This is a genomic window from Streptomyces sp. CA2R106, assembly GCF_037034245.1.
Taxonomy (GTDB): domain Bacteria; phylum Actinomycetota; class Actinomycetes; order Streptomycetales; family Streptomycetaceae; genus Actinacidiphila.
Map to the genome: position 1 here is coordinate 370,171 of NZ_JBAGKC010000003.1, position 24,686 is coordinate 394,856.

The window sequence follows — 24,686 nt, forward strand, 5'->3', positions numbered from 1 at the left end:
CCGTACGGAGCCTGCCGCAGCACGAGCGCCGACGGCCTGCGGGTACCCGGTGCGGCGCGTCCGACACGTACGGGCCGTTTCGGCGGGTGTGCGGGCCGCTCCGGAAGGTGCGGGCGTTTCGGACGGTGCGGGCGGGCAACCCGGAGGGCGGCACGTCCACCCGCGGGCGGGAGGGAGAGCCGGGCATGCCCGAACTGCCGGACGTCGAGGGGTTCCGCCGGACGCTGGACGCGTGCGGGCGGGGCCGGCGCATCGAGAAGGTGCACGTCACCGATCGCGGGGTGCTGCGCGGGGTGAGCGAGCGGGGGCTGCGCGGCGCCCTGGAGGGCCGCACGCTGCGCGCGCCGCAGCGGCACGGCAAGTGGCTGATCGCCCGCACCGACGGCGGCCCGGCGCTGCTGCTGCACTTCGGTATGACCGGCCGGCTGCTGTGCTGCCCGCCGCGGGACCCGCCGCAGCGGTACGACCGGGTGCGGCTCGACCTCGGCGGCGGGCGCGGGCTGCGCTACCAGGACCAGCGCAAGCTCCAGGGGCTGCGGCTGGCCGCGGACGAGGCGGAGGTCGAGCGGGCGCTGCGCGGGCAGGGCCCCGACGCGCTGTCCGTCGGCCGGGAGGAGTTCGGCGGCCTGCTGCGCCGGCGCCGGGCGACCCTCAAGGCGGTGCTGATGGACCAGTCCGCCCTCGCGGGGCTCGGCAACCTGCTGGTCGACGAGATCCTCTGGCGGGCCCGCCTGTCCCCGGCCCGCCCCGCCAACACCCTCACCGACGAGCAGGCCCGCGCCCTGTACGCGGCGATGCGCCGCACGCTGCGCCTGGCGGTGCCCACCGGGCGGGTGCCCGGCCGCCGCTCCTGGCTGACCGGCCGCCGGGACGACGGCGACCCGCGCTGCCCGCGCTGCGGCACCGGCCTGCGCAGGCGGCGGATCGCGGGCCGTACGACGGTCGACTGCCCGCACTGCCAGCCCGAGCAGGGGCGATGACCGCCGGGGCTCGTTTTCGCCCGGCCGGGGTGGGTAGCCGCAGGGGTGACCGCGCCGGACCGGGCGATTGCGACGAGAGGGTGTGATGTCGTGCGTGCCGCTTTCCTGACCGCTACCGAAGGTGTCGAGCAGGTGGAGCTGACCTCCCCCTGGCAGGCGCTGGCCGAGCAGGGGGTGACGCCGTCGCTGATCGCGCCCGAGGCGGGTGAGGTGCAGGCGTTCGACCACCTGGACAAGGCCGACACCTTCCCGGCCGACCTCACCGTGGAGGAGGCGTCGGTGGACGACTTCGACGTGCTGGTACTGCCCGGCGGGGTGGCGAACCCGGACGCGCTGCGCCAGGACGCGAAGGCGCTCGACCTGGTGCGCGGGTTCTTCGCCGCGGGCAAGCCGGTCGCGGCGATCTGCCACGCGCCGTGGACCCTGATCGAGGCGGACACGGTCCGCGGCCGCACGCTCACCTCGTGGCCGAGCCTGCGCACCGACCTGCGCAACGCGGGCGCGACCTGGGTGGACGAACGGGTCAAGGTGTGCACGGCCGGCCCCAACGTCCTGATCACCAGCCGCCGTCCGGACGACCTGGACGCGTTCAACCGCACGGTGCTGCACCAGCTCGGCGCGGCCTGAGCCGCGGGCCGGCGGGGGGGCGGTGTGCTGTTCAGGGCAGGCGTGCCGCTCAAGGGCCAGGGTGCCGCTCAGGGCAGCAGGACGACCTTGCCCAGCGGGTGGTCGTGCTCCAGGTGGGCGAAGGCCGCCCGGACCTCGGCCAGCGGGAAGGTGCGGCTGATCGGCACCTCGATGCGGCCGCTCGCCGCGGCTTCGGCCAGCGCGCCGAGCACCTGGGTGCTGGTGCCTTGGACGCTGCCCTGCGCGCGGGTGCCGAGTGCCTTGGCGGCGGCGTAGTCGAGGGTGTTGATCCGGTGCGGCGGCACCCCCAGGGCCAGCGCGGTCCGCGGGTCGTCGCCGCCGTGGAAGTCCAGGAAGGCGTCCACGGTGCCGGCCCCGTCGCTCTCGACGGCCCCGCGCAGGCGCTCGGCGAGGCCGTCGCCGTACTCGACGAGGGTGGCGCCCTGGGAGGCCAGCCAGTCCCGGTGCCGCGAGGAGGCGATCGCGAAGACGCGGGCCCGGCGCAGCCGCAGGAGCTGGACGGCGAAGCTGCCGACGCCGCCGGTGGCGCCGCTGACCACGACGTTCTCGCCGGCCTGCGGGTCGACGGCTTCGACCGCCGCGTGCGCGGTGCAGCCCGCGACGTAGAGCGCGCCGGCCGCCGCCCAGGGCAGCGGGTCGGGCTTGCGGACGAGCTGGCCGGCCGGGACGACGACGTACTCGGCGTGGCTGGAGCGTTCCCAGGACCAGCCGATCACCTCGTCGCCGGGCGCCCATCCGGTGACGTCGGCGCCGATCGAGGTGACGGTGCCGGCCAGGTCGCTGCCCTGCCCGGAGGGGAAGGTCGCGGGGAAGACGTCGTGCAGCGCGCCGGTCCTGATCTTCGCCTCGCCCGGGTTGATGCCGGCGGCGCGCACCCGCACCATCACGTCCTCGGGGCCGAGCGGGCGCGGTGCGACGTCCTCGACGCCGAGGACGTCGGTGTCCCCGTAGCGGTGGAAGCGGACGGCTTTCATGAGCGGACCTCCGTGACGGCGGACTGACGTTCCCACCCTCCGCCGGGCGCGACCATCTGTCCAATGCATGATCGCCATACCTGCTATGCGCATGGCGTATGTCAACCGTCCTCGAACCGACCGCTCCCGCTGCCACACTGCGTCCATGCACACCGACCCGGCCGCCGCCGCCGCGCTGCCCGACGGCCGGGTGCTGTCCGCCGACGGCGGCTTGCCACCGGCCCTCGGCGACGACTTCGCGCAGGCGGTGGCGGCCGTGGCCGCGCTGCTCCAGGAGGACGTGATGGAGCGGACGTGGCGGGTGTGGCCGGTGTGTGCGGCTGACGGGGTCGGGCTGCACCCGGTGGTGCGGGAGGGGGATGCCGTCTGGTGGTGTGCGGCGGGGGGTGGGCATGAGGCCGCGGTGGTCGGGGGGTTGGGGGCGGGCGGACGCCAGGCTTAGGTTAGGTTTACCTTATGAGAAAGTGGGCCTTGCGCATTCTTCCCGCCGCTGCCGTGGCGTTGTCGCTCGCCGTGGCGGGCTGCTCCAGCGACTCGAAGGGGTCGTCGTCGGACGCGGCGGCGTCGTCCGGCGGGACGTCGTCCGCCGACGCGTCGGCGTTCCCGGTGACGATCGACTCCTCCGTGGGGAAGGCGACGATCCCCTCGCAGCCGAAGCGGGTGGTGACCATCGGCTGGGGCAGCCAGGACGTGGCGCTGGCCCTCGGGGTGGTCCCGGTCGGCATGCAGGACATGAGCGGCGACACCGGCGACAACACCGGCATCCTGCCCTGGGACACCGCCAAGCTCGGCGGCGCGAAGCCGACCCTGCTGAAGTACGTCTCCGACGAGGTGCCCTACGAGCAGATCGCGGCACTGCACCCGGACCTGATCCTCGCGGTCGACTCCGGGATCACCGCGAAGCAGCAGGCGCAGCTCAGCCACCTCGCGCCGACCGTCGGCTACCCGGGCAAGCCGTGGCTGACGTCCTGGCAGGACCAGCTGGAAGTGGTCGGCAAGGCGCTGGGGAGGTCCACGAAGGCGGCCGCGCTGGAGAAGTCGACGGACAAGCTGATCAGCGACGCGAAAGCGGCCCACCCGGAGTTCGCGGGCAGGACCGTGGCGTTCGGCTCGGGCACCGCCGCCGACAACTACAACCTCTACCTGTCCACGGACTCCCGCGTCGAGCTGCTGCACGAGCTGGGCTTCACCATCTCCCCGAGCCTGCCGTCCACGGCCGCGTCCTTCTCCGCCCAGGTCAGCCTGGAGAAGCTGGACTCGATCGACTCCGACGTCCTGGTCTCCTGGTACCTCAGCTCCTCCGTGCAGAAGCAGTTGGAGTCCAACGCGCTGTTCCAGCGGATGCCCGCGGTCAAGCGCAAGGGGTACGTCCCGCTCACCGACCCGGCGATGGTGTACGCCACCAGCGCGGTGTCGGTGCTGAGCCTGCCGTGGATGCTGGACCGCTACCTGCCGCTGCTGAGCGCCGCCGCCAACGGGAAGGCGTCGTCCTGACCGGGCCGTTCACCGGTCTGCTGGACGAACTGGCCGACGGCGTACGGGTCCTGGGGTGGGCCGAGGGCATCCACGTCCGCGCGCAGTACCTGCGGGCCCGCAACGCCGTCGTCCGCCACCTCGTGGCACGGCACGGCCTGCGGGCCGTCGCCGCGGAGACGCACTTCGCCCTGTCCCGGCCGGTGGACGCCTACGTGCGCGGGCTGGGCCCGGCGGAGCCCGCCGCGGCCGTGGTGCGCGGCGTCTGGTCGTGGTGGACCGGCGCCGCGCTGCGCGACAACCTCGCCCTGCTCACCTGGCTGCGCCGGCACAACACCGGGCGCGCCCCGGCCGACCAGGTCCGCTTCTACGGCCTGGAGATGTACGGCGCCGCCCCCGGCGACGACGCCGCCGCGGGGCCGTACGCGGAGCCGGCGGACGTGCGGCACGCCGCGCTCCTGCACCGGCGGCTGGCGGCCCACCGCGCGGCGGGCGGCGACCACCGCGACCTCGCGGTGCGCGACGCCGCGCAGTACCTGACCTTCCAGGAGGTGGCCCGCCGCCACCCGTACGGGCCGATCCTGGTCTTCGAGCAGACCGAGCACCTGGACCGGCGCGTCCCCGGCTCCCTCGGCGAGCACCTCGCCCGGCAGGAGTACGGCCCCTTCCGCGCGGTCGGCGCGGTGTGGCGCGAGGACGACCCGGCGGTGCACTACCCGCTGGGCCGCTACCGGGAGTTGAGCCGTTATCTGGCGCGCGCCGCGGCGGAGCGCTCCCCCGGCCTGCTCCCCGGCCCCGCGGGCACCGCGGCACTCGACCTGCGCCCGTACCGGACGCCGCACCGGGGCCCGGCCGCCCCCGCGCTGGCGGACGCGGCGACCGCCTTCGACGCCGCCCTGTACGCGCCCGCCCTCAGCCCCGCCCCGACCCTCGCGGACGCGCCGGACCCCCCGGACGCACCCCACACGGCGGACCCACCGGACGTACCCGCCGCCCCGTAGGTCCGGGCCCGCGGCTCCTCACCGCGCCGGGGCCAGCTCCACCGCACCGGTGCCGCCGGGCAGGCTGACCAAAGTGCCCTCGCCCGTCCGCTCCCACCGCGCCGCCGGGTCCGCCGGCACCGCGGCGAACTCGCCGGCCAGCAGCACCTGCCAGGGCGCCACCGGCCCGGCCGCGGCCCGCGCGGTGATGTGCACCCGGTCGCCCTCGCGGCGTACCACGAACGCGGCGGCCTCCTCGCCGTCGAGGCCGGGCACGCGGACGGTGTGCTCGCCGTCGCCGCCGCCGGTGTGCACCCGCAGGGTGACGCCGTCCGCCCACGCGGTGTCGGGCCGGTCGGCCGCCGCGCCGAGCGGCAGCACCGCGCCGGGGCGGACCAGCAGCGGGAGGCTGTCGAAGCCGTACCGCTCGCGCCGCCAGCCCGGGCCCTGCACGGTCTCGCCGCTGAGCAGGTGCGTCCACCGGCCGGCCGGGACGTAGTACTCCACCTCGCCGTCCTCGGTGAGGACCGGCGCCACCAGCAGGTCGGGGCCGAGCATGTACTGCCGGTCGAGCCCGGCGCAGGACGGGTCGTCGGGGAACTCCAGCACCATCGGGCGCATCACCGGCACGCCGGTGCGCGACGCCTCGACGGCGGCGCCGTACAGGTAGGGCATCAGCCGGTTCTTCAGGCGCGCGAAGTCCCGCGCCACGGCCACCGCCTCCTCGCTGAACTGCCACGGCACCCGGTAGGAGGTGCTGCCGTGCAGGCGGCTGTGGGAGGACAGCAGCCCGAACGCGAGCCACCGCTTGAACAGCGCGTCCGACGGGGTGCCCTCGAAGCCGCCGATGTCGTGGCTCCAGAACCCGAAGCCGCAGGCGCCCAGCGACAGTCCGCCGCGCAGGCTCTCGGCCATCGAGGAGAACGTCGCGTCGCAGTCGCCGCCCCAGTGCACGGGGAACTGCTGGCCGCCGGCGGTCGCGGACCGGGCGAACACCACCGCCTCGCCCTCGCCGCGGACCTCGCGCAGCAGCGCGAAGACCGTCTCGTTGTACAGCTGGGCGTAGTAGTTGTGCATGGCCTCCTGGTCGGAGCCGTCGTGCCACACCACGTCGGTGGGCACCCGCTCGCCGAAGTCGGTCTTGAAGCAGTCGACGCCGGCTGCCAGCAGCGGGCGCAGCTGGTCGGCGTACCAGGCGCGGGCGGCCGGGCTGGTGAAGTCCACCAGCGCCATGCCCGGCTGCCACATGTCCCACTGCCACACGCTGCCGTCGGCGCGGCGCACCAGGTGCCCGCCCTGCGCGGCCTCGGCGAACAGCGGGGACTTCTGGGCTATGTAGGGGTTGATCCACAGCGACAGGTGCAGTCCGCGGTCCCTCAGCCGGCGCAGCATCGCGGCCGGGTCGGGGAAGGTCCGCGGGTCCCAGGTGAAGTCGCACCACTGGTACTCGCGCATCCAGAAGCAGTCGAAGTGGAAGACGCTCAGCGGGATGTCGCGGTCGGCCATGCCCTGGATGAAGGAGGTGACCGTCTCCTCGTCGTAGGAGGTGGTGAAGGAGGTGGTCAGCCACAGGCCGAAGGACCAGGCCGGGGGCAGCGCGGGGCGGCCGGTCAGCGCGGTGTAGCGGCGCAGCACGTCCTTGGGGGTGGGGCCGTGGATGACGAAGTACTCCAGCGCGTGGTCCTCGACGCTGAACTGGACCTCGCCGACGGACTCCGAGCCGATCTCGTAGGAGACCTTGCCGGGGTGGTTGACGAAGACGCCGTAGCCGCGGTTGGTGAGGTGGAAGGGGACGTTCTTGTAGGCCTGTTCGCTGCTGGTGCCGCCGTCGGCCTGCCAGATGTCGACACTCTGGCCGTTCTTGGTGAACGGGGTGAAGCGCTCGCCGAGGCCGTAGACCTGTTCGCCGACGCCCAGCGAGAGGCGGCCGACCATGTGGTGGGCGCCGTCGCCGGTGGTGGCGAAGGCGGTGCCGCTGGCCCCGGAGGAGGTCAGCACGCGGCCGTCGGCGTCGCGGAAGTCGATCCGCCAGGGCGCCGCGGTGTCGATCCGGGCGGTGAGCTCGCCGCTGGTCAGCTCCACCACGGAGCCGTCCTGTACGGCGCGGGCTCCGCTGTCGGGGTCGGTGTGCAGCGCGAAGCGGGGGCCGCGGCGGACGCCGCCCTCGTGGTGGACGCTGCGCACGCCGATGACGCCCTCGGCCGGCGACCACAGCTCGACCCGGATCAGGGGCGCGTTGAGGGTGTCGCCGCGGGTCCGCACCTTGCGCACCGCGGCGTGCAGGGTGATCCGGCCGTCCTTCGCGCGGACGTCCTCGACGCCGGTCGCGTACGAGGCCGCGACCCCCTCGCGCAGGAGCCAGAACCCGTCGGTGAACTTCATGCGAACCTGCCTCGTGGAAAAGATGGTGGGACCGGGCGTGCCGCGGGCCCGGCCGGAACAGCGGTTCCGGACGGGCCCGCGCGGTGTCCGGCACTAGTCGACGCTGAAGCCCTGCGCCTTGGCGTAGCTGACGATCTTCTTCTGCCAGGCCGCCAGGCCGTTCTTGAGCGAGGTCCTGCCGGCGAAGGCCTGGCCGACGGTGTCGCTGTAGACGCTGTTGGCGTACGGCTCGAAGGGCAGGTACTGCCAGCCGGCCGGGGCGTGGGCGGACGCCTGCGCGTACACCTGGTTGACCTGCTGGCCGCCGAAGTAGGCGCTCTTGTCGCCGAGCCAGCCGGCCGAGGTGAGGGTGCTGTTCAGCGCGGGGACCTGGCCGGCCTGCACCCAGATCTTGTTGGCGGCCGCGCTGGTGGTCATCCAGCGGACGAACCCGGCGGCGGCGAGCTTGTTCTTGCTGCCGGAGGGCACCACGAGACCCGATCCGCCGCTCTGCGAGCTGTCGCTTCTGCCCGCGGTGTACTGCGGGATCGGCGCGACGCGCCAGTCACCGGACGCCTTGGGCACGTGGGTCTCCAGGGCCGAGCCGCCCCAGGCGCCGGCGACCCAGGTGGCGTAGGTGCCGTCGGCCATGCCGGTCAGCCACTCGTTGGACCACTGGGCGGTCTTGCTGTCGATCAGGCCCTTGCTGAGCAGTCCGCCCCACATGCCGGCGTAGGCGGTGCTGCCGGCGTCGGCGAGGTCGACGGAGAGCTTGGAGCCGGAGGAGGAGAAGGGCTTGCCGCCGGCCTGCCAGATCATCGCGGCGGTGCCGTTGCCGTCACCGGCGTCGGCGGTGATGTACTTCGAGGCGTCGGCCTGGTGCAGCTTCTGCGCGTCGGCGGTGTACTCGGCCCAGGTGGCCGGCACCTTCAGGCCGTACTTCTTGAAGACGTCGGCGCGGTAGTACAGCACCAGCGGGCCGGAGTCCATCGGCACCCCGTACACGCCGCCGTCGAGGGCGACCTGCGACCAGGTCGAGGCCGGGAACTGCGAGGAGAGCCCGGACTGGCCGTACTTCGACAGGTCGGTGAGCGACTTCTGGAGCGCGAACTGCGGCATGGCCAGGTATTCCATGTAGGCCACGTCGGGTACGCCGGAGCCGGCCTTCACCGCGTTCTGCAGCTTGGTGTACTCCACGTCGCTGCCGCCGACGTTGCTGACCTTGACGGTGATGTCGGGGTACTGCTTCTCGAACGCCTTCGCCAGTTCGCCGGCCTGCGGGGCCCACGACCAGAAGGAGATGGTGGTCTTCTTGTGCAGGGCCGCGTCGATGTCGGCCTGGGTGGCGCTGCCGCCGCCCGAGCCCGATCCGCTCGACGAGGAGCAGCCGGTCAGGGCCAGGCCGATGGCCAGTCCGACGGAGGCCGCGGCCAGGACCCGGCGACGTGCGGTTCTTCTGAACGCCATGACTTTCTCTCACTTTCACCGGGGGACCCGGATTCCAGGCCGCTTTGCACCGCGGCCGGGTTTGTCGCCGCCCTGGGCCTATTCCTTGACGCTGCCGGAGACGAGTCCGGCTTCCCAGTAGCGCTGCAGGACGAGGAACACCACGATGGTGGGGATGATCGACAGCAGCGATCCGGTGAGGATGATGTTGTCGATGGGGTGGCCGCTGGCGGTGACCGCCTGCTGGTTCTGCATGCTCCAGTTGTTCAGGCCCACCGTGATCGGGAACCACTTGGTGTCGCTGAGCATGATCAGCGGCAGGAAGTAGTTGTTCCAGGCGGTCACGAAGCTGAACAGCAGCACCGGCACCAGGCCGGGCATCAGCAGGCGCAGCGCGATCGAGCGGAAGATCCGGAACTCGCCGGCCCCGTCGATCCGGGCCGCGGCGAGCACCTCGGCCGGCAGCGCGTCGTCGGCGAAGTACCAGACCAGGTACAGGCCGAAGGGGTTGATCAGCGAGGGGATGATCACCGCCCAGGGCGTGTTGGTCATGCCCAGCTTGCTGAACATCAGGAAGGTCGGGACGGCCAGCGCCGTGGCCGGGATCGCGACCGCGCCCAGCAGCATCGGGAAGAAGACCCGCTTGCCGGGGAAGTCGAACCGGGCCAGCCCGTATCCGGCGAGTGTCGCCAGCAGCGTCCCGCAGCCGGCGCCTATCACCACGTACAGCAGCGTGTTCAGCAGCCACCGGCCGAACTGGCCGTCGGCGTAGGCGAACGTGTCGTGGATGTTCTGCCAGAGCGAGAACTTCCCGGAGAACCACAGGCCGAAGCTGTTCAGCCGGGCGTCCTGGGTCTTGGTGGCGTTGATGAACAGCCAGACGATCGGCACCAGGGTGTAGACCAGGAACAGGCACATCATCAGGGTGAGGACGATCGACTTGCGGCGCCTCGGGGCGATCGCGGTCCGGCTCATCGGGTGCCCTCCCGTCGTGCGCCGCCGAGCTGGATCAGGTACGCGACGAGCATCGTGATCACGCCGATGACGATGGAGATCGCGGCGGCGTAGTTGAACTGCTGCCCGGCGAAGGACAGGTTGTACGCGTACATGTTCGGCGTGTAGCCGGAGGAGATGGTGTTCGGCGCCAGTGTCTTCAGCACGCTCGGCTCGTTGAAGAGCTGGAAGCTGCCGATGACGGAGAAGACCACGGACAGCATCAGGGACTGCTTCATCGCCGGGACCTTGATGTGCCGGATCACCCGCACCCAGCCGGCGCCGTCGATCTCGGCGGCCTCGTAGCGCTCCTTGGGCACCAGTTGCAGCGCCGAGTACATGATCAGCATGTTGTAGCCGACGAACTCCCAGGTGGCGATGTTGCCGATGGCCGCCAGGACGTACCCGCCGGAGAGCGGGTCGGGGATGCCGAGGTGCAGGTCGGAGTTGAGGTTGCCGACCAGCCCGGACTGCGCGCCGTACATGAAGCCCCACATGAGCGCGGCGACCACGGCGGGCACGGCGTACGGCAGGAACAGGGTGATGCGGAAGAGCGACGACAGGTACAGCCGCGCGCTGTCGATCGCGAGCGCCGCGATCGTGGACAGGGCGAGCATCACCGGGACCTGGACGACGAGGTAGACCACGATCCGCAGCAGGGAGTGCCAGAGCTGGCCGTCCGACAGCGCGGTCTTGTAGTTGTCGAGTCCGACAAAAGTCGTTCCGCCGATCAGCCGGTCCTGGAAGAGGCTGAGGTAGATCGCATACAGGACCGGCGCCACCAACACGAAGAGGAAGACCAGCAGGAAGGGCATCACGAACCACAGTCCGGTCCAGTCCCGCCGGGCCCCGTTCGCCCGCGGCGTCCGGCCGAACCGCGCTGACCTGCGCCGCGGCACGCTCACCGGTACCGCGGTGGGGGCGGTCACCTGCCGCGCCCCTCGCCGGCGGCGAGGACACCGGGCCCGCCGCGCAGGGCGGCCGGCCGGTCCTCTCCGCAGAACTGCACCTTCATCGCTGAGTCCTCCCCGAAGCGGGCGTGTGATCTGGATTTAATTTGTTGTTGGTGCAAACATGTTTATCAGGCGCCCCCGGGTGACGCAAGCAGTCGGCACACAGCAGAATCCGGCTCTCCGGGCGCCGGGTCGCGGTGACGCGGCCGTACCGGAAGGAAGGAACGGAATGCCCCTCCAGCACATCGAGGTGGCGCGCGACCTCGCGGACGGCGCGACGCTGCGGGCCGATGTCGCGGTCATCGGCTCCGGGGCCGGCGGCGCCGCCGTGGCCGGCGAGGTCGCCCGGCGCGGTCTGACCGCGGTGGTCGTCGAGGCCGGCGGCCGCCCGCACCCGGGCGGCCTGGGCACCCACGTGCGCAACGCCTACCCCGAAGAGGAGCAGTTGCAGAGCGAGTTCGGCCCGGCCGTGCTGGCCGGGCTGACCCCCTACGAGGGGGCCGAGCAGCCGCTGGCGGGCCTGCGCGGGCAGCGCTTCGCCCACGCGGTGGGCGGCATGATGTCGTTCTGGTCCCACGTCTGCGCGGTGCCCGACCACGCCACCGAGGCCGAACCGGGCGTGCCCGAGGACGAGATGCGGGCGCTGTGGCGGCAGGCGGCGGCGCTGCTGTGGTCCAACACCTCGGTCGGCGCGCACGGGGTGCGCCAGCGCCGCCTGACCGAGGCGCTGGCCGCGGCCTTCCCCGGCCTGCCGCCCGGCCGCGAAGTGCAGCCGCTGCCGGTCGGCATGCGGATCGGGGCGGCCGGCTCGCCCGAGTACTCCGGCATCGACGCCCTGTTGACCAGCGGCGACGCCGCCGCCCCGGGCCGGGTGACGCTGGTGCCCGGCTACGCGGTGCCGCGCGTGGAGATGGCCGGGTCCAGGGCGCGTGCCGTCCTGGCCGTCGCGGTGGCAGGCGGCGGGCGGCGGACTCTGCGGATCGAGGCCGGCACCGTGGTCACCGCCGCCGGCGCGCTCGGCTCGCCGATGATCCTGCACAGTTCCGGGGTGCGGCCGCCGGCCCTGGGCCGCTACCTCACCGACCACTCCATGGTCAGCTCCCGGGTCCGGCTGTCCCCCGAGGTGCTGGCGGGCATGGGCGCGCGGGACGAGTCGTTCGGGGTGTGGGTGCCCTCCAGCAGCGCCCGGCCGCTGCACACCCAGCTGGTGCCCGGGTGGACCCGGGTGCCGGGCTTCGACGAGAGCGTGCCGGTGCGCGAGACCAGCGACATCGGCCAGTTCGTGGCGGTCGCGCCGCACCCCGGCAACCGGCTGCTCTTCGACGACGAGCACCGCGACGCCTGGGGCCTGCCGGCCACCACCGCCCGCTTCGAGCTGAGCGAGGCCGACCGGGAGGCGATCCGCGCCGCCGCCGCCGACCACGTCCGGGTCGCCGACGCCGTCCGCGACACCTCCTACGGCCTGTCCGTCTCGATCGCGCCGCCCGGCGGCAGCCTGCACCTGATGGGGTCCACCCGGCTGGGCACCGAGGAGACCGGGGTCGCCGACGCGTACGGCAAAGTGTGGGGCACCGACAATCTCTACGTAGCGGGCAACGGCGTGGTCAGCACCGCGACCACCAGCAACCCGACCCTCAACGTCGTCGCGCTGGCGCTGCGCACCGCGCGTGCCGTCGCCGGCTCCTGACGCGACCGGAAGGACCCGCGCATGTCACGTATCGGCCGCCACCCGGTGGCGATCAACCCGCTGCAGTTCATGGCGACGCCCGACGGCTGGTTCGACTTCGGCGCTCCGCCGCCGGCTGCCGAGATCCTCGCCGCCGTGGCCGAGGCCGGGTTCGGCGCCGTGCAGGCGGCGGTGCCCGCCGGGACCGCGCCGCGCGCGTACGCCGACGAACTGGCCCGCTGGGGCCTGGCGGTCGGGCCCGGCTATGTGGCGCTGGGCTGGAGCGAGGACGCCGCGGCGCGCCGTGGGCACCTGGAGCAGGCCCGCACGCAGGCTGCCGCGCTGGCCGCGTGCGGCGCGGATCTGGCGTTCGTCGGCCTCGACGCCGCCCCGGACGGCGCCCGGATGGCACGGCCCGCCGTGGGCCTGGACGCCTGCGACCGGCGGCTCGACCGGATCGCCGCGCATGTCGGCGCGGCCGCGGAGATCCTGGCCGCGGAAGGCGTCACCGCGGCGCTGCACCCGCACGTCGGCACCTGGATCGAGACCGGGCAGGAGTGCGCGCGGGTGCTGGACCTGGCGGGCCCGGCCCTCGGCTTCGGACCGGACATCGGGCACCTGGCGTGGGCGGGGGCCGACGTGCCCGGGCTGGTCGGCCGCTACCGGCCGCGGGTGGCCGGGCTGCACCTGAAGGACATGGCGCGGGCGGTCGCCGACGAGGCGCGCGCGGCGGGTCTGGACTACCGCGGCACGGTCGCCGCCGGGCTGTGGCGCGAACCGGGCGACGGCGACCTGGAACCGGCCGCGCTCGTCGCCGCGCTGGGTCCGGTGGACGACTGCTGGCTGGTGGTGGAGGTCGACCACTCCGCGCTGCCGCCGCGCGACAGCGTCCTGCGGTGCGGCCGCTGGGTGCAGGCGGTGGACGCCGCCTTCCGCGCCGGCTGACACCCGAAGCGCCGGGCCCGCGCCTTCGTGACGGAAGGCGCGGGCCCTGCGCTGCGGCCTCCCCCGTACCCGCACGCCCCCGCGCGTACGCCCCCGTGGTGAGCGGTCGGAGAGCGGGGCGGCTGTCAGGGGCCGTCCGGTCTCCGACCGCTCACCACGGGGGCGTACGGGGGGCGGGCTTGGTCGCCGGCTTCAGGTCGCGGGCCTCAGCGCGGCACGGTCCGCGGCGGGGTCGGCCAGCAGGTCGGCGAAGGCGAGTTCGGCGGTGCCGATCAGCAACTGGTCGGGGCCGAGTTCGGCGGTGGTGACGGTCAGCGCCTCCCGGTCCGCGCGGATCGCGTCCTGGCCGAGGTCCGTGCCGGCGGGCCGGTTGCGGTACAGGCTCGCCAGGAAGCCGCCGAGGACGACCATGGCCGGGTTGAAGACGTTGACGGCGTTGCGCACGGCGATCCCCAGCAGGTCCAGGTCGCGCCGGACCAGGGCGAGCACCTCCGGGTCCTCGCCGGCCGCGGCCAGCGCCTCGTCCAGCCGCTCGGCCTGGTGCGCCGGCAGCGCGACCGCGTCCAGCAGCGCCTGCTGGGTGACCTCGGCCTCCAGGCAGCCGGTGGCACCGCAGTGGCAGGCCAGGCCCCCGGTGCGGACGAAGGTGTGGCCGAGTTCCCCGGCGTACCCGGACACGCCGGTGATGACCTCGCCGCCGCTGACCACGCCGCCGCCGATCCCGCTGGCGCCGCCGATCAGATAGACCAGGTCGTCCACGCCGCGCCCGGCGCCGAAGGCGACCTCGCCGAACATGCCCAGTAAGGCGGCGTTCGCGGCCTTGACCGGCAGCCCGGTCGCGCTGCCCAGCTCCGCGGCCAGCGGCTCCTCCTGCCACCGCAGGTGGGTCGCGTCGCGGACATGGCCGTCGGAGAGCCGGACCTGGCCGGGCACGGCGACACCGATGCCCACGACGTCCAGGGTGCGCCCGGTCAGCAGGCCGTTTATCGCCGCGGCGCTGCGCGCCACCACCTTCTTCGCGGTGAGGTCGGCGGCGGTCTCGATCCGCCAGCGCTCGATCACCTGGCCGCCGAGGCTGACCAGCCCGACGGTGATCGCGTCGACCTCGGGGTTCACCGTGACCGCCACGGTGCTGCTCGACGGCGTGATGACCGCGCTCGGCCGGCCCTTGCCGGGGCTCGCGGCGGGCCGGCCCTCGACCACCAGGCCGAGGCCCACGAGTTCGGCCAGGCAGACGCCCACGGTGGAGCGGTTCAGCCCGGTGCGCCGGGTCAGCTCCGCGCGGGAGAGCCCGCCGCCGCGGTGCACGAGCGTCAGGAGGGTGGCGAGGTTGTTGCGGCGCAGGTCGTCGGCGGTGCCGCCGGCGGGCCGCCGGGCGCCGCCGTTCACCGGTCGGGGCATGCCGGCCACTGGGTCGTTCCCTTCTCCTCCGGCGCGGTGGCCGGCGCGCCGCCGGGCACCGGCCACTGCAACGACCGTACGTAGGCGAGTGCTTCGGCCGCCCCGTGCGCGCGGTCCATACCCATGTCCTCCCACTCCACCGAGATCGGGCCGGCGTATCCGGCGGCGGTCAGCGCGCGGAACGCGTCCTCCCACGGCACGTCGCCGTGCCCCACCGACACGAAGTTCCAGGCCCGGCGCGGGTCGCCCCACGGCAGGTGCGAGCCGAGCAGCCCGGAGCGGCCGTCGCGCGGGCGCAGCCGGGTGTCCTTGCAGTCGACGTGGTAGATCCGGTCGGCGAAGTCGGTGATGAACACTACCGGGTCCACGCCCTGCCACATCAGGTGGCTGGGGTCCCAGTTGAAGCCGAACGCCCGCCGGTGGCCGAGGACTTCGAGGGTGCGGTGGGCCGTCCAGTAGTCGAAGGCGAGTTCGCCGGGGTGCGGTTCGTGCGCGAAGACCACGCCCTCGTCGTCGAAGACGTCCAGCACCGGGTGCCAGCTGCGCGCGAAGTCCTCGTACCCGGCGTCGACGACGTGGTCGGGGACGCCGGGGAAGCCGACGACGTAGGGCCAGATCGTGGAGCCGGAGAACCCGACGACGCGCTCCACGCCCAGCCTGCGGGCGACCCGGGCGGCGCGCTTCATCGCCTCGGCGGCGCGGGCCCGCACGCCCTCGGCGGCGCCGTCGCCCCAGATGTGCCCGGGCAGCAGGTCGGCGTGGCGGAAGTCGAAGGCGCCGGTGCCGACGGCGTTGCCCGCGGCGTGGGCGGACAGCGCCCACACGCCCAGGCCGTGCCGGTCCAGCAGGGCCCGGAAGGAGTCGAGGTAGCCGGGGTCCTCCTCGGCGCGGACCAGGTCGAGGTGGTTGCCGCAGTCGACCTCCAGGCCGTCGTAGCCCCAGGCGGCGGCGTCGGCGGCGATCCGCTCCAGCGGCACGTCGTACCACTGGCCGGTGAACAGCGTGACGGGCCGGGCGGCCGGTGCGGTCATGGGGTGGGGGCTCCTTCGGTCTGCTGCGCCGCCGGGTGCTGCGGGGTGGTCGGCGCCGGGGGTGTCTCGGCGATGTCGGTCCAGGTGCCGGACGCGGCGGACGCCACGACGGCCGCGGTCAGCCGCACCATCGCCAACCCGTCGCGGAAGGTGGGCAGTTCCGGGCGCGGCGGCGCGCCGGCGGCGGCGTCGTAGCTGTCGCGGACGAAGGCGTTGAAGGCGTCCTGGTAGCCCATCGGGTGGCCGGCGGGCAGGATCGACAGCCGTGCGGCTTCGGCGGACAGGTGCGGGGTGTCGCGGGGGATGCGGCGCTCGCCGGTCTTGTCGGCGTACCACAGCGCGTTGGGGTTCTCCTGCTCGAACAGCACGTTGGCGTCGGTGCCCGAGACCTCCAGGAAGAGGTGGTTCTTGCGGCCGAAGGCCATCTGGGAGACCATCAGCGACCCGATGGCGCCGCCGTCGAGTTCGACGACGAGGGCGGCAAGGTCCTCGGTGGTCAGCGGGCGGCCCTGCGGGCTGCGGTCGTGGACGGTCCGGGTGACCGCGTTGACCCGGGTGATGCGCCGGCCGGAGACGAACTCCACCAGGTCGCCGAGGTGCGAGCCGATGTCGCCGAAGGCCCGGGACGGTCCGGTCGCCGCGGGCAGGCTCCACCAGCCGTCCTCGTCGTAGGCCAGCCGCCATTCCTGGAGGTAGGCGCCGCGCACCCCGACCAGGGCGCCGAGGCCGCCGGCGGCGGCGCGGGCGCGGGCCTCGACGGCCATCGGGTGGTAGCGGTAGACGAAGGGGACGGTGGCGGTCAGGCCGCGGGCGGCGGCCAGGGCGAGCAGGGCGGCGCCCTGGTCCGGGTCCACCGTCAGGGGCTTCTCGCAGATGACGTGCTTGCCCGCCTCGAGCGCCGCCTCGGCGTAGCCGGCGTGGGTGCCGTTGGGGCTGCACACGTGCACCACGGTGACGTCGTCGTCGGCGAGCAGGTCGTCCACCGAGGCGTACGCCCGTGCCGCGCCGAGGTCGCGGGCGGCGGTGCGGGCCCGCTCGGGGGAACTGGAGGCCACGCCGTGCAGCGCTCCCCCGGCCGCGCGGACGGCGCGTGCGTGCACGGCCGCGATGAAACCACCGCCGATGATGCCGGCGCGCGGCGCCGGGCGGGGACTGGTGTCGGCTGTCCACATGGGTGCCATCATGGCATAGTTATGTTTGCGGTTCAAACAATTGGGTCCCGGCGGGAGCAAGGAGAACTCGGATGGCGCAAGAAGCGGCGGCGCACCAGGCATCGCGGGAGCCCGGCCCGTTCAAGTGGCCGCAGGGGGGCCTCGCGTTCGGCGGTGACTACAACCCCGAGCAGTGGCCGCCGGAGGTGTGGCCGCAGGACGTGGCCCTGATGCGCGAGACGGGCGTCACCCTGGTCACCGTCGGCGTCTTCTCCTGGAGCGCGCTCGAACCGCGCGAGGGCCGCTACGAGTTCGGCTGGCTGGACCGGGTGCTGGACCTGCTGCACGGCGCGGGGATCGGGGTGGACCTGGCGACGCCGACGGCGAGCCCGCCGCCGTGGCTGCTGCGCGCGCACCCCGGCATCCTGCCGGTCCGGGCCGACGGCACCCGGCTGGGCGCCGGCGGCCGGCTCGGCTGGTGCCCGAGCAACCCCGACTGGCGCCGCCACTCCCTGCGCATCGTGCGCGCGCTCGGCGAGCGGTACGGCGACCATCCGGCGGTGCGGCTGTGGCACGTCGGCAACGAGTACGGCAACGGCAACCGGATGTGCCACTGCGCGGACTCCGCCGCGCACTTCCGCCGCTGGCTCGCCGCCCGCTACCCCTCGCTCGACGCGCTCAACGACGCCTGGGGCACGGCCTTCTGGGGCCACCACTACGCGGACTTCGAGGAGATCGACCCGCCGCGGGACGCGGGGATGCCGGGCAACCCGGGCCTGGTGCTGGACTTCGGCCGCTTCTCCTCCGACGCGCTGCTGGCGCAGTACGACGCCGAGCGGCAGGTGCTCGCCGAGCTCTCGCCGGACCGGCCGGCCACCACGAACTTCATGGTCGGCGCCGGGCCCCACGTCGTGGACCACAGCCGGTGGGCGCCGCGGCTGGACGTGGTGGCCACCGACCACTACACGACGGCCGCCGACCCCGAGCGGGTGCAGGAGCTGGCGTTCAGCGCCGACCGCACCCGGGGGCTGAGCCCGGGCCGGCCGTGGCTGCTGATGGAGCACGCGGCGGGCGCGGTGAGCTGGCAGCCCAGGAACCTCGCCAAGGAGCCCGGCGAGCTGGCCCTCAACTCGCTCGCGCACGTCGCCCGCGGCTCGGACGGCGCGCTGTTCTTCCAGTGGCGGCAGTCCGCCGCGGGGTCCGAGCAGTACCACTCGGCGATGCTGCCGCACGCCGGCACCCGCACCCGGGTCTGGCGCGAGGTGCGCGAACTGGGCGGCCTGCTGCGCCGGATCGGCGAGGTGGCGGGCAGTACGGTGCCGCCGGCGCAGGTCGCGCTCCTGGTGGACGACGAGTCGGCGTGGGCCTGGGAGGCGGGGCCCAAACCGCACCAGGAGCTGCGGCTGGAGCAGGTGGCGCGGCGCTACCACCGCGCGCTGTGGCGGCGGAACGTGCCGGTCGACGTGGTCGCGCCGGGGGCCGCCTGGGAGGGCGCCCGGGTGCTGCTCGTGCCGGGGCTGTACCTCGCGGAAGACGGCACCGCGCGCCGCGTCGAGGCGTTCGCCCGGGCCGGCGGCAGGGTCGTGGTGACCTACCTGTCGGGCGTGGTGGACGGCGCCAACCGGGTGCGCACCGGCGGCTATCCGGGCGCGTTCCGTGAGCTGCTGGGGGTGTGGGTGGAGGAGTTCCACCCGCTGCTCGACGAGGACCGCGGCGCGCTGGACAACGGCTGGGCGTACGGCCGGTGGAGCGAGCACCTGCACGCCGACGACGCCGAGGTGGCGGCGGCCTACACCGCGGGCGCGCTCGCCGGACGCCCCGCGGTGACCCGGCGCACGGTGGGCCGCGGCGAGGTCTGGTACGTCTCCGCGGACCTGGACGCCGAGCCGGTGGCGGCCCTGCTGGAGCAGGTCCTGACCGGCAGCGGGGTGCGGCCGGTGGCCGACGCGCCGGACGGAGTGGAGGCGGTGCGCCGGGTCTCGGCGGCCGGGTCGTATCTGTTCCTGCTCAACCACGGCCGGTCCGAGGCGCGGGTCCCGGCCGCCGGCCGCGAGCTGGTCGGCGGCCGGGAGGTCACGGGCGAGGTGGTCGTGGCGGCGCGGTCGGTGGCCGTGGTGCGGGAGGAGCGGCCGGCGCGGTGACGGCGCGGGGCCGCCGCGACCGGCTCTCGGCCGCGGCGGCCCCTCCTTGTTCGGATGGCGCGGGGGCGGGTCAGGTGACCGGGAGGGCGGTCCACTGCTGGGCGTCGGTGCCGTTGCAGTCCCACAGCTGGAGCTGGGTGTTGTCCACCGTGCTGGAGCCGGGGTCGTCCAGGCAGCGGCCGGACTGCGGGTTGCGGTAGCCGCCGCCGTACGGCTGCCAGACCTGCGCGGCGGTGCCGTTGCAGTCGTAGAGCTGCACCAGGGTGCCGGCGGCGGTGCCGCCGTCGGCGGCGTCCACGCACTTGCCGTAGATCTGGAGGGTGCCGTCGCTGCGCCGGGTCCACCACTGCGCGTTGGTCTGGTTGCAGCCGCGGATCTCGATCGGGGTGCCGTTGTCGGTCCTGGCGTGGTCGTCGTTGAGGCACAGGCCGCTGAGGCCGGAGTGGACGGTGCCGTCGGCGCCGGGGGCGGTGATCCAGCCGGCCGCGTCGGCGGCCTGGATGCCGGTGTTGAAGGCGTCGGCCATCTTCTGGTAGCCGGCGTCGTCGGGGTGCAGCGCGTCCGACAGGTCGGCGGTGGTCAGCGCGCCCATGTTGACGTAGCGGACGTGGCGGCCGGCCGCCTGCTCGGCCCGGGCGATGCCGGGCACGTCGGCGTTGAACGCCGGCCGGTAGGGCTCCTCGATGGAGTTGGTGGACACGATCAGCGTGGCGAGCAGCACGGTGACGCCCGGGTCGTCGGCGGTGACTTGGTCGACCAGGTCGTGCAGCCGCTGCGTGGCGGTGGAGACCTCGTAGGCCTGGTTGAGGTCGTTGGTGCCGATCATCAGCGTGATGACGTTCGGCCGGTAGATGCTGAGCGTGGCGTCGGCGATGCCGGCGATCTGGTCGATCCGCCAGCCGCGGTGGCCTTCGTTGTCCGGGTCGGCCATGCTGCCGCTCTGGAGGCCGCCGACGTAGTCCAGGGTGTGGCCCTCGCCGGTGAGTTCGTCGCGCAGCGGGACGCGGTAGCCGTTGCCGGCGCTGCTGCCGACGCCCCAGGTGATCGAGTCGCCCAGCGGCATCACCCGCAGGGCCGCAGGTTGAGCGGCCGAGGCGGGTGCGGCCGCCGGGGCGGCGGCCAGTGCGTTCGGCGCGAGTACGCCGGCCGCGGCGAGCAGCGCGGCGGCTGCCGCCGCGGCCGCCGCGAGGAGTCTTTTCATCGCCAGTCCTCACCTTCCGTCGTGGGCGGGGTGGTGCGGCACCGGTGCGCGGCCGCCCGCGGGCGGGGCGGGCGGCTGCGGACCGCTGGTCGTACAAGGGGGGTGCTGCGGTGGTACCCGCGGGTGCCACCGTCTGTGCGGTCCTGCCGCGTGTTCAGAGGGCGAGCGCGACCACGGCCTGGTGGTCCGCGCCCGCGGTGACCGCCACCGTGAACAGCCCGGTGGACGCGGTGTAGCCGACGGCGCCGACGCTGCCGGTGGACGCGGTGGCCACCGGTTTGCTCGGCGCGTAGCCGTGCAGGGTGACCGGGCCCTCGCCGGCGGCGAAGGCGACGGTGGTGCGCACCGTCCCGTCGTCGCTGAGGTGCGCGATGCGCTGGTCGCCGTGGGCGACGAACTTGCCGGCGTCGCCGAGGAACGCGATACCGGACGGGCCGACCGGGGCGACCACCCAGTAGGTGCCGGTGCTGACGGTGGCCGTGACGCTGCCGCCCGCGGCGACGAGGGCGCCGGTGTGCCCGAAGTAGTCGTAGGCGTACGCCTTGCCGCTGACGCCGGCCTCGGCGAGCGTGAAGGACGCGCTCTGGGTCGGGCCGGTGGCGGCGGTGCCCCGGGTGACGCCGAGCCAGTCGATGTTGCCGCCGCTGGCGCCGGTGGCGGTCGCCCGCACGGTGTTGCTGCCCTGGGTGAGCGTGGTCGTCATGCCGACGACCGTCCACGCGTTCCACCAGCCGGTGGAGGGGAAGGACAGGGACTTCGCGGCGCCGCCGTTGACCGAGACGGCCAGCGGGCGGTCGGTGAACGCGGCGTTGGCGTACCGGAACTGGAGCGTGTAGGTGCCGGCCGCGGGCGCCGTCACGGTCCACTCGACGTAGTCGCCGGAGTCGTGCTGGTAGTCCGCGTAGCCGCTGCCGCTGTAGCCGGAGTTGTCGCTGCCGACCACCGCCCCGGACAGGGTGGCGCTCTCGGCCTGGTAGACCGTGGTGGGGGCGGGGGTCTGGCGGGCGTAGGCGAAGACGTAGCCGTAGCCGAGGCCGCCGGCGTGCTGGACGTGGGCGGTCGCGACCATCGCGGGGTTCTTCCCGGCCGCCTCGGCGACGTAGGTCGCGTCGGTGGGCACGATCGGGCTGTCCGGTTTGACGATGATCCCGTCGGCGCGGGCCACCTGGAAGAGGTTGCCGGCGTCGACCTTGCCCAGCGCGTCGCCGACGCCGACCGGGCCGGCCGACAGGTTCGCCAGCAGCAGGTTGTTCGTCTCGCCGCTCAGGAACACGTCGACCCAGGGCCAGATGCCCAGCGACGCGGCGAACTGCGCGTCGTACAGGAACTGGTCCCACTTGGGCCGGTCGAAGCGGTCGCCGCTGACCCGGATCGTGGTGAGGTTCTGGTAGCGGACGCTTTGCAGGTAGTCGCGCGGCAGCGCCATGCAGTACTGGAGGTCCATGCCGTTGGCGGCGGCCTGGTGGGCCATGTTGTCGAAGAACGCGTCGGCGTCGGTGAGGTTCTCGGCGGGCTTGGCGTTGTTGCACAGCCAGTCCTGCTCGTAGACGACGACACCGCCCTCCTTGAGGTAGGCCATGATGTCCTGCCACCAACCCGGGTCGATGACAACGTTGTTGGAGAACGCGTAGTCCTCGTGGTACGGGCTGGAGGCGTCCATCCACCGGGCGTGCGTGACCAGGGGCAGGCCGAGGTCCTTGCGGAAGGCGGCGAGGCCCTCGGGGAACAGGTCCGCGTCCGCTTCGTACAGCGAGGTGCCGTCGGGCAGGTCGTTCCAGTCGCCGTTCGGGCCCTTGGGGTACCACCAGCTGTCCAGTTGCATGTAGCCCATCGGGATCTTCTGCGCGGCCCATTCGTCGCGCACCGCGAGCAGGGTGCCGGTGTAGCCCTTGGATTCGTCGTACTTGTAGTAGTAGTCGGCGCCGTTGTCGGTCCAGTAGCCCAGGGTGCTCAGCACGATGCCGGTGTCGTTGGCCGGCACGGTCTTGCCGGCCAGCGTGCGGATCGCGGCGCCCCAGGCGCGGTAGGCGGCGCCGACGCCGTTCTTCGTGGTCAGGATGGTTCTGCGGGTGTAGCCGGCCGGCAGGCTGCCGACGGCGGTGACCACGCCGGCCGCGATGGAGCCGTCGGACGCCTTGCTGGTCCGCGCCTCCTGGAAGTGGTCGGCCGCGGACAGCACGAAGGCGTTGCCGGCGTCGTCGAAGTAGACCCAGGGGCTGTCGGAGGCGCCGGCGAAGGTGTTGAACTGGTAGGCGCCGAAGCAGTCGGCGTGGCTGACCTGGTGGGCGAGGTCCGGGTAGGCAGTGAACGTCGGGAAGGCCGTGGCGTTGGCCGCGGCCTTGACGTAGGTGTCGGTGAAGACCACCGCCGAGGCGGCGTCGTAGACGCGGATGCCGCCCTTGCGCGCGCCGGACTGGAAGGTGAACGTCGTCTCGGTCCAGGCGCCCAGCGCGTCGGTCCCGGACGCGGTGGTGATGGCGGTGGCCGCGCCGACCGAGCCGCCGAAGGTCCAGCCCAGCGCGCTCGCCCGCACCGTCCAGGCGCCGGACGCGGAGACGGTGCCCGACAGGACCCGCGGCCTGGCCGCGGCCGCGTCCGCGGCTCCCGCCGGTCCCGCGGCGCCCGCCAGCGGCAGGGCCAGGGCGGCCGAGCCGACTCCCGCGGCCCGGATGAAGACACGACGGCTGATTCCTGTCATGGGGGGTGCTCCTCGTCTCGTTGCGGGGCAGCGAAGGGTGCGCGCGGCGCCGGGGCGAGCGGCGGTGTTCGCTGGTGGGGAGAGGTGCGGAGGACGTGCGCGTGACGGTGGTACGCCGTGGCGGCCGTGACTGGGGGGACGGCCGGAATGACGCTCAGTGTGCAGCGGTGCGGGCGAGGCGGTCAAGATGCGGGACGAAGAATCACCGGCCGTCCGCGGTTCATCCATGTGAAGAAGGGGCTGGGAACTGACCATCTCTCACGTTGTAATGGCTCCCCCAACCCCCTTGAGTTCACAGTGCAGTTCATTGTTCACATACGCAATCGCCGTCCACACCCCTCCCCGGCCGCCCCGCACCGCGCCGCCCACCTGCCCCGACCGCCCGGCGGTGACGCACCGTCACCGCCTTTCGGGCGCCGCACGGGTGGGGGGGACGTCAGGCCGCGCAGGCGGCGGGCTCGGCGAAGAAGGCGCGGACCGCGCTCTGGAGGCGGGCGTGCTCGGCGGCGTCGTCCGGGTGGTCGAAGAAGTGGCCGAAGGGCATGACGTGCAACTGCTTGGGGCCGGCCAGGGCGTTGTGGACGGCGAACTGGCCGGGCGGCGGCACGTAGGCGTCGAAGAGGGCGGCGCCGACGTGGACGGGGATGCGCAGGTGGCGCGCGGCGGTGGCGGCGTCGAAGTAGGCGAGGACGTCGAGGACGGACGGGTCGGCGAGGTGGCGGGCGCGGATGTGGGAGCCGCTGCCGAGGCACTCCAGGCCGACGCGCAGCGGGTGGTTGCCGAAGCTGGGGACGGTGAGGTGGCCGGAGGCGAAGCGGTCGTCCCAGGGCAGGGCGAGCGCGCCGATGCCGCCGCCGAAGCTGCCGCCGAGGTAGTCCAGGCGCAGTCCGCGGGTGGCGGGGAGCAGTTCGTGCAGGGCGGTGGCGGCGCACCAGATGTCGGCGGCGCACCCGCCGTGCACGTAGGTCTCGCGCGAGGCGAGGCCCTGTACGACGTGCGGGGTGCCGATCTGCGGCAGTTCGCTGAGGGCGGGCAGGCCGCGCAGGCAGGGCTGGAGGACGGCGGCCCCGTCGATCGGCACCCGGGGGTCCGGCGCGGCGCGGCCGCCGTAGCCGTGGGTGAGCACCGCGGCGCGGGTGGGTTCGGCGCCGGCCGGCAGGGTGAGCCAGCCGCCGAGCCGTACGCCGCCGAGCGAGGTGTAGCTGATCCGGTACGCCTCCAGGGCGGCCGGGGCCGGCCCGCCCGGGCCGAACTCGCCCGGCCGGCCCGCGGGCAGGCGCTCCTCGATCCGCGCGTCGACCGCCACGGCCCGGGCGCGCGCGTACAGCTCCTGCCAGAAGGCGGCGAAGTCGGGCGGTTCGTTGCCGGGGGCGGGTACGGCCAGCAGGGCGTCCAGGTCGTGGCCGTAGGTCGGGTCGAAGGCGAAGGGGTGGGTGCGCGGCGGGGTCGGGCGGCGGTCCATCGGTGTCTCCGTGCGGGGTCGGCGGCCGGGCGGGCCGGCTGGGGCTGGGGCCCGCCGCACGCTGCCAGAAAGCGCCCTCCATGGGCAAGCGGCTCCGGCGCCCCGCGCATACCCGCTGCGCTGCGCCATTGACTTGGAAAGCGCTTACTCCTAGCGTTCCGAGGCGGACCGCCCAACCGCCC

19 protein-coding genes are annotated in these 24,686 nt (G+C 73.9%); 8 read left to right on the plus strand and 11 right to left on the minus strand.

Going from position 1 to position 24,686, the window contains the following annotated elements; genetic code table 11:
- Positions 1-185 precede the first annotated feature (185 nt).
- Together WA788_RS07255 and WA788_RS07260 are read left to right on the plus strand one after the other, a co-directional pair.
- Positions 186-980: an Fpg/Nei family DNA glycosylase gene (locus WA788_RS07255; protein WP_335972624.1), complete on the plus strand. Its 795-nt coding sequence runs from the start codon at positions 186-188 to the stop codon at positions 978-980.
- Between the two features lie 90 nt (positions 981-1,070).
- A complete protein-coding gene (locus WA788_RS07260) occupies positions 1,071-1,607 on the plus strand; it encodes a type 1 glutamine amidotransferase domain-containing protein (protein ID WP_335972626.1) in 537 nt (178 codons plus the stop codon).
- 68 nt (positions 1,608-1,675) lie between these two features.
- On the opposite strand, the gene WA788_RS07265 is transcribed toward WA788_RS07260, so the two are convergent.
- On the minus strand, positions 1,676-2,602 hold the full coding sequence (locus tag WA788_RS07265) for an NADP-dependent oxidoreductase (RefSeq protein WP_335972629.1): 927 nt from the start codon (positions 2,600-2,602) through the stop codon (positions 1,676-1,678).
- Between the two features lie 145 nt (positions 2,603-2,747).
- Here WA788_RS07265 and WA788_RS07270 point away from each other — a divergent pair, with 145 nt between their 5' ends.
- The 3 genes from WA788_RS07270 to WA788_RS07280 are packed head-to-tail and all read left to right on the plus strand — an operon-like array spanning position 2,748 to position 5,076.
- Complete coding sequence (locus WA788_RS07270; RefSeq protein WP_335972632.1) at positions 2,748-3,044, plus strand: hypothetical protein; 297 nt, start codon at positions 2,748-2,750, stop codon at positions 3,042-3,044.
- Between the two features lie 29 nt (positions 3,045-3,073).
- On the plus strand, positions 3,074-4,096 hold the full coding sequence (locus WA788_RS07275; protein WP_335972635.1) for an iron-siderophore ABC transporter substrate-binding protein: 1,023 nt from the start codon (positions 3,074-3,076) through the stop codon (positions 4,094-4,096).
- A complete protein-coding gene (locus WA788_RS07280) occupies positions 4,033-5,076 on the plus strand; it encodes an erythromycin esterase family protein (protein ID WP_335972639.1) in 1,044 nt (347 codons plus the stop codon). Before WA788_RS07275 ends, WA788_RS07280 begins: the two co-directional genes overlap by 64 nt.
- A gap of 18 nt (positions 5,077-5,094) precedes the next feature.
- On the opposite strand, the gene yicI is transcribed toward WA788_RS07280, so the two are convergent.
- The 4 genes from yicI to WA788_RS07300 all read right to left on the minus strand — a co-directional run bounded on the left by yicI (position 5,095) and on the right by WA788_RS07300 (position 10,760).
- Positions 5,095-7,437 carry an alpha-xylosidase gene (yicI, locus tag WA788_RS07285; protein WP_335972644.1) on the minus strand — a complete coding sequence of 781 codons (2,343 nt, stop codon included), beginning with the start codon at positions 7,435-7,437 and terminating at the stop codon, positions 5,095-5,097.
- Between the two features lie 93 nt (positions 7,438-7,530).
- Positions 7,531-8,883: an ABC transporter substrate-binding protein gene (locus tag WA788_RS07290; protein ID WP_335972648.1), complete on the minus strand. Its 1,353-nt coding sequence runs from the start codon at positions 8,881-8,883 to the stop codon at positions 7,531-7,533.
- Between the two features lie 78 nt (positions 8,884-8,961).
- Positions 8,962-9,837, minus strand: coding sequence for a carbohydrate ABC transporter permease (locus tag WA788_RS07295; protein WP_335972651.1), 876 nt, complete (start codon positions 9,835-9,837; stop codon positions 8,962-8,964).
- Positions 9,834-10,760: a carbohydrate ABC transporter permease gene (locus tag WA788_RS07300; protein WP_335973072.1), complete on the minus strand. Its 927-nt coding sequence runs from the start codon at positions 10,758-10,760 to the stop codon at positions 9,834-9,836. Before WA788_RS07300 ends, WA788_RS07295 begins: the two co-directional genes overlap by 4 nt.
- A gap of 277 nt (positions 10,761-11,037) precedes the next feature.
- Here WA788_RS07300 and WA788_RS07305 point away from each other — a divergent pair, with 277 nt between their 5' ends.
- Both WA788_RS07305 and WA788_RS07310 read left to right on the plus strand, forming a co-directional pair.
- On the plus strand, positions 11,038-12,495 hold the full coding sequence (locus tag WA788_RS07305; protein WP_335972655.1) for a GMC family oxidoreductase: 1,458 nt from the start codon (positions 11,038-11,040) through the stop codon (positions 12,493-12,495).
- 21 nt (positions 12,496-12,516) lie between these two features.
- The gene (locus tag WA788_RS07310; protein ID WP_335972657.1) at positions 12,517-13,419 is read left to right on the plus strand and encodes a sugar phosphate isomerase/epimerase family protein; all 903 of its coding nucleotides are present in this window, start codon (positions 12,517-12,519) and stop codon (positions 13,417-13,419) included.
- Between the two features lie 192 nt (positions 13,420-13,611).
- On the opposite strand, the gene WA788_RS07315 is transcribed toward WA788_RS07310, so the two are convergent.
- The 3 genes from WA788_RS07315 to WA788_RS07325 are packed head-to-tail and all read right to left on the minus strand — an operon-like array spanning position 13,612 to position 17,023.
- On the minus strand, positions 13,612-14,820 hold the full coding sequence (locus WA788_RS07315; protein WP_335972659.1) for an ROK family transcriptional regulator: 1,209 nt from the start codon (positions 14,818-14,820) through the stop codon (positions 13,612-13,614).
- Positions 14,805-15,851, minus strand: coding sequence for a sugar phosphate isomerase/epimerase family protein (locus tag WA788_RS07320; protein ID WP_335972663.1), 1,047 nt, complete (start codon positions 15,849-15,851; stop codon positions 14,805-14,807). Before WA788_RS07320 ends, WA788_RS07315 begins: the two co-directional genes overlap by 16 nt.
- The gene (locus WA788_RS07325; RefSeq protein ID WP_335972665.1) at positions 15,848-17,023 is read right to left on the minus strand and encodes a Gfo/Idh/MocA family protein; all 1,176 of its coding nucleotides are present in this window, start codon (positions 17,021-17,023) and stop codon (positions 15,848-15,850) included. Before WA788_RS07325 ends, WA788_RS07320 begins: the two co-directional genes overlap by 4 nt.
- A 71-nt stretch (positions 17,024-17,094) precedes the next feature.
- Between WA788_RS07325 and WA788_RS07330 the strand changes: the two genes are divergently transcribed.
- Positions 17,095-19,143, plus strand: a complete 2,049-nt coding sequence (locus WA788_RS07330) for a beta-galactosidase (protein ID WP_335972669.1) — start codon at positions 17,095-17,097, stop codon at positions 19,141-19,143.
- Between the two features lie 70 nt (positions 19,144-19,213).
- Here WA788_RS07330 and WA788_RS07335 read toward each other — a convergent pair whose 3' ends face one another.
- The 3 genes from WA788_RS07335 to WA788_RS07345 all read right to left on the minus strand — a co-directional run bounded on the left by WA788_RS07335 (position 19,214) and on the right by WA788_RS07345 (position 24,504).
- Complete coding sequence (locus WA788_RS07335) at positions 19,214-20,344, minus strand: ricin-type beta-trefoil lectin domain protein (protein ID WP_335972672.1); 1,131 nt, start codon at positions 20,342-20,344, stop codon at positions 19,214-19,216.
- A gap of 154 nt (positions 20,345-20,498) precedes the next feature.
- Positions 20,499-23,042 carry a CBM35 domain-containing protein gene (locus WA788_RS07340; protein ID WP_335972676.1) on the minus strand — a complete coding sequence of 848 codons (2,544 nt, stop codon included), beginning with the start codon at positions 23,040-23,042 and terminating at the stop codon, positions 20,499-20,501.
- A gap of 436 nt (positions 23,043-23,478) precedes the next feature.
- Positions 23,479-24,504: an acetylxylan esterase gene (locus WA788_RS07345; RefSeq protein ID WP_335972679.1), complete on the minus strand. Its 1,026-nt coding sequence runs from the start codon at positions 24,502-24,504 to the stop codon at positions 23,479-23,481.
- Between the last annotated feature and the right edge of the window lie 182 nt (positions 24,505-24,686).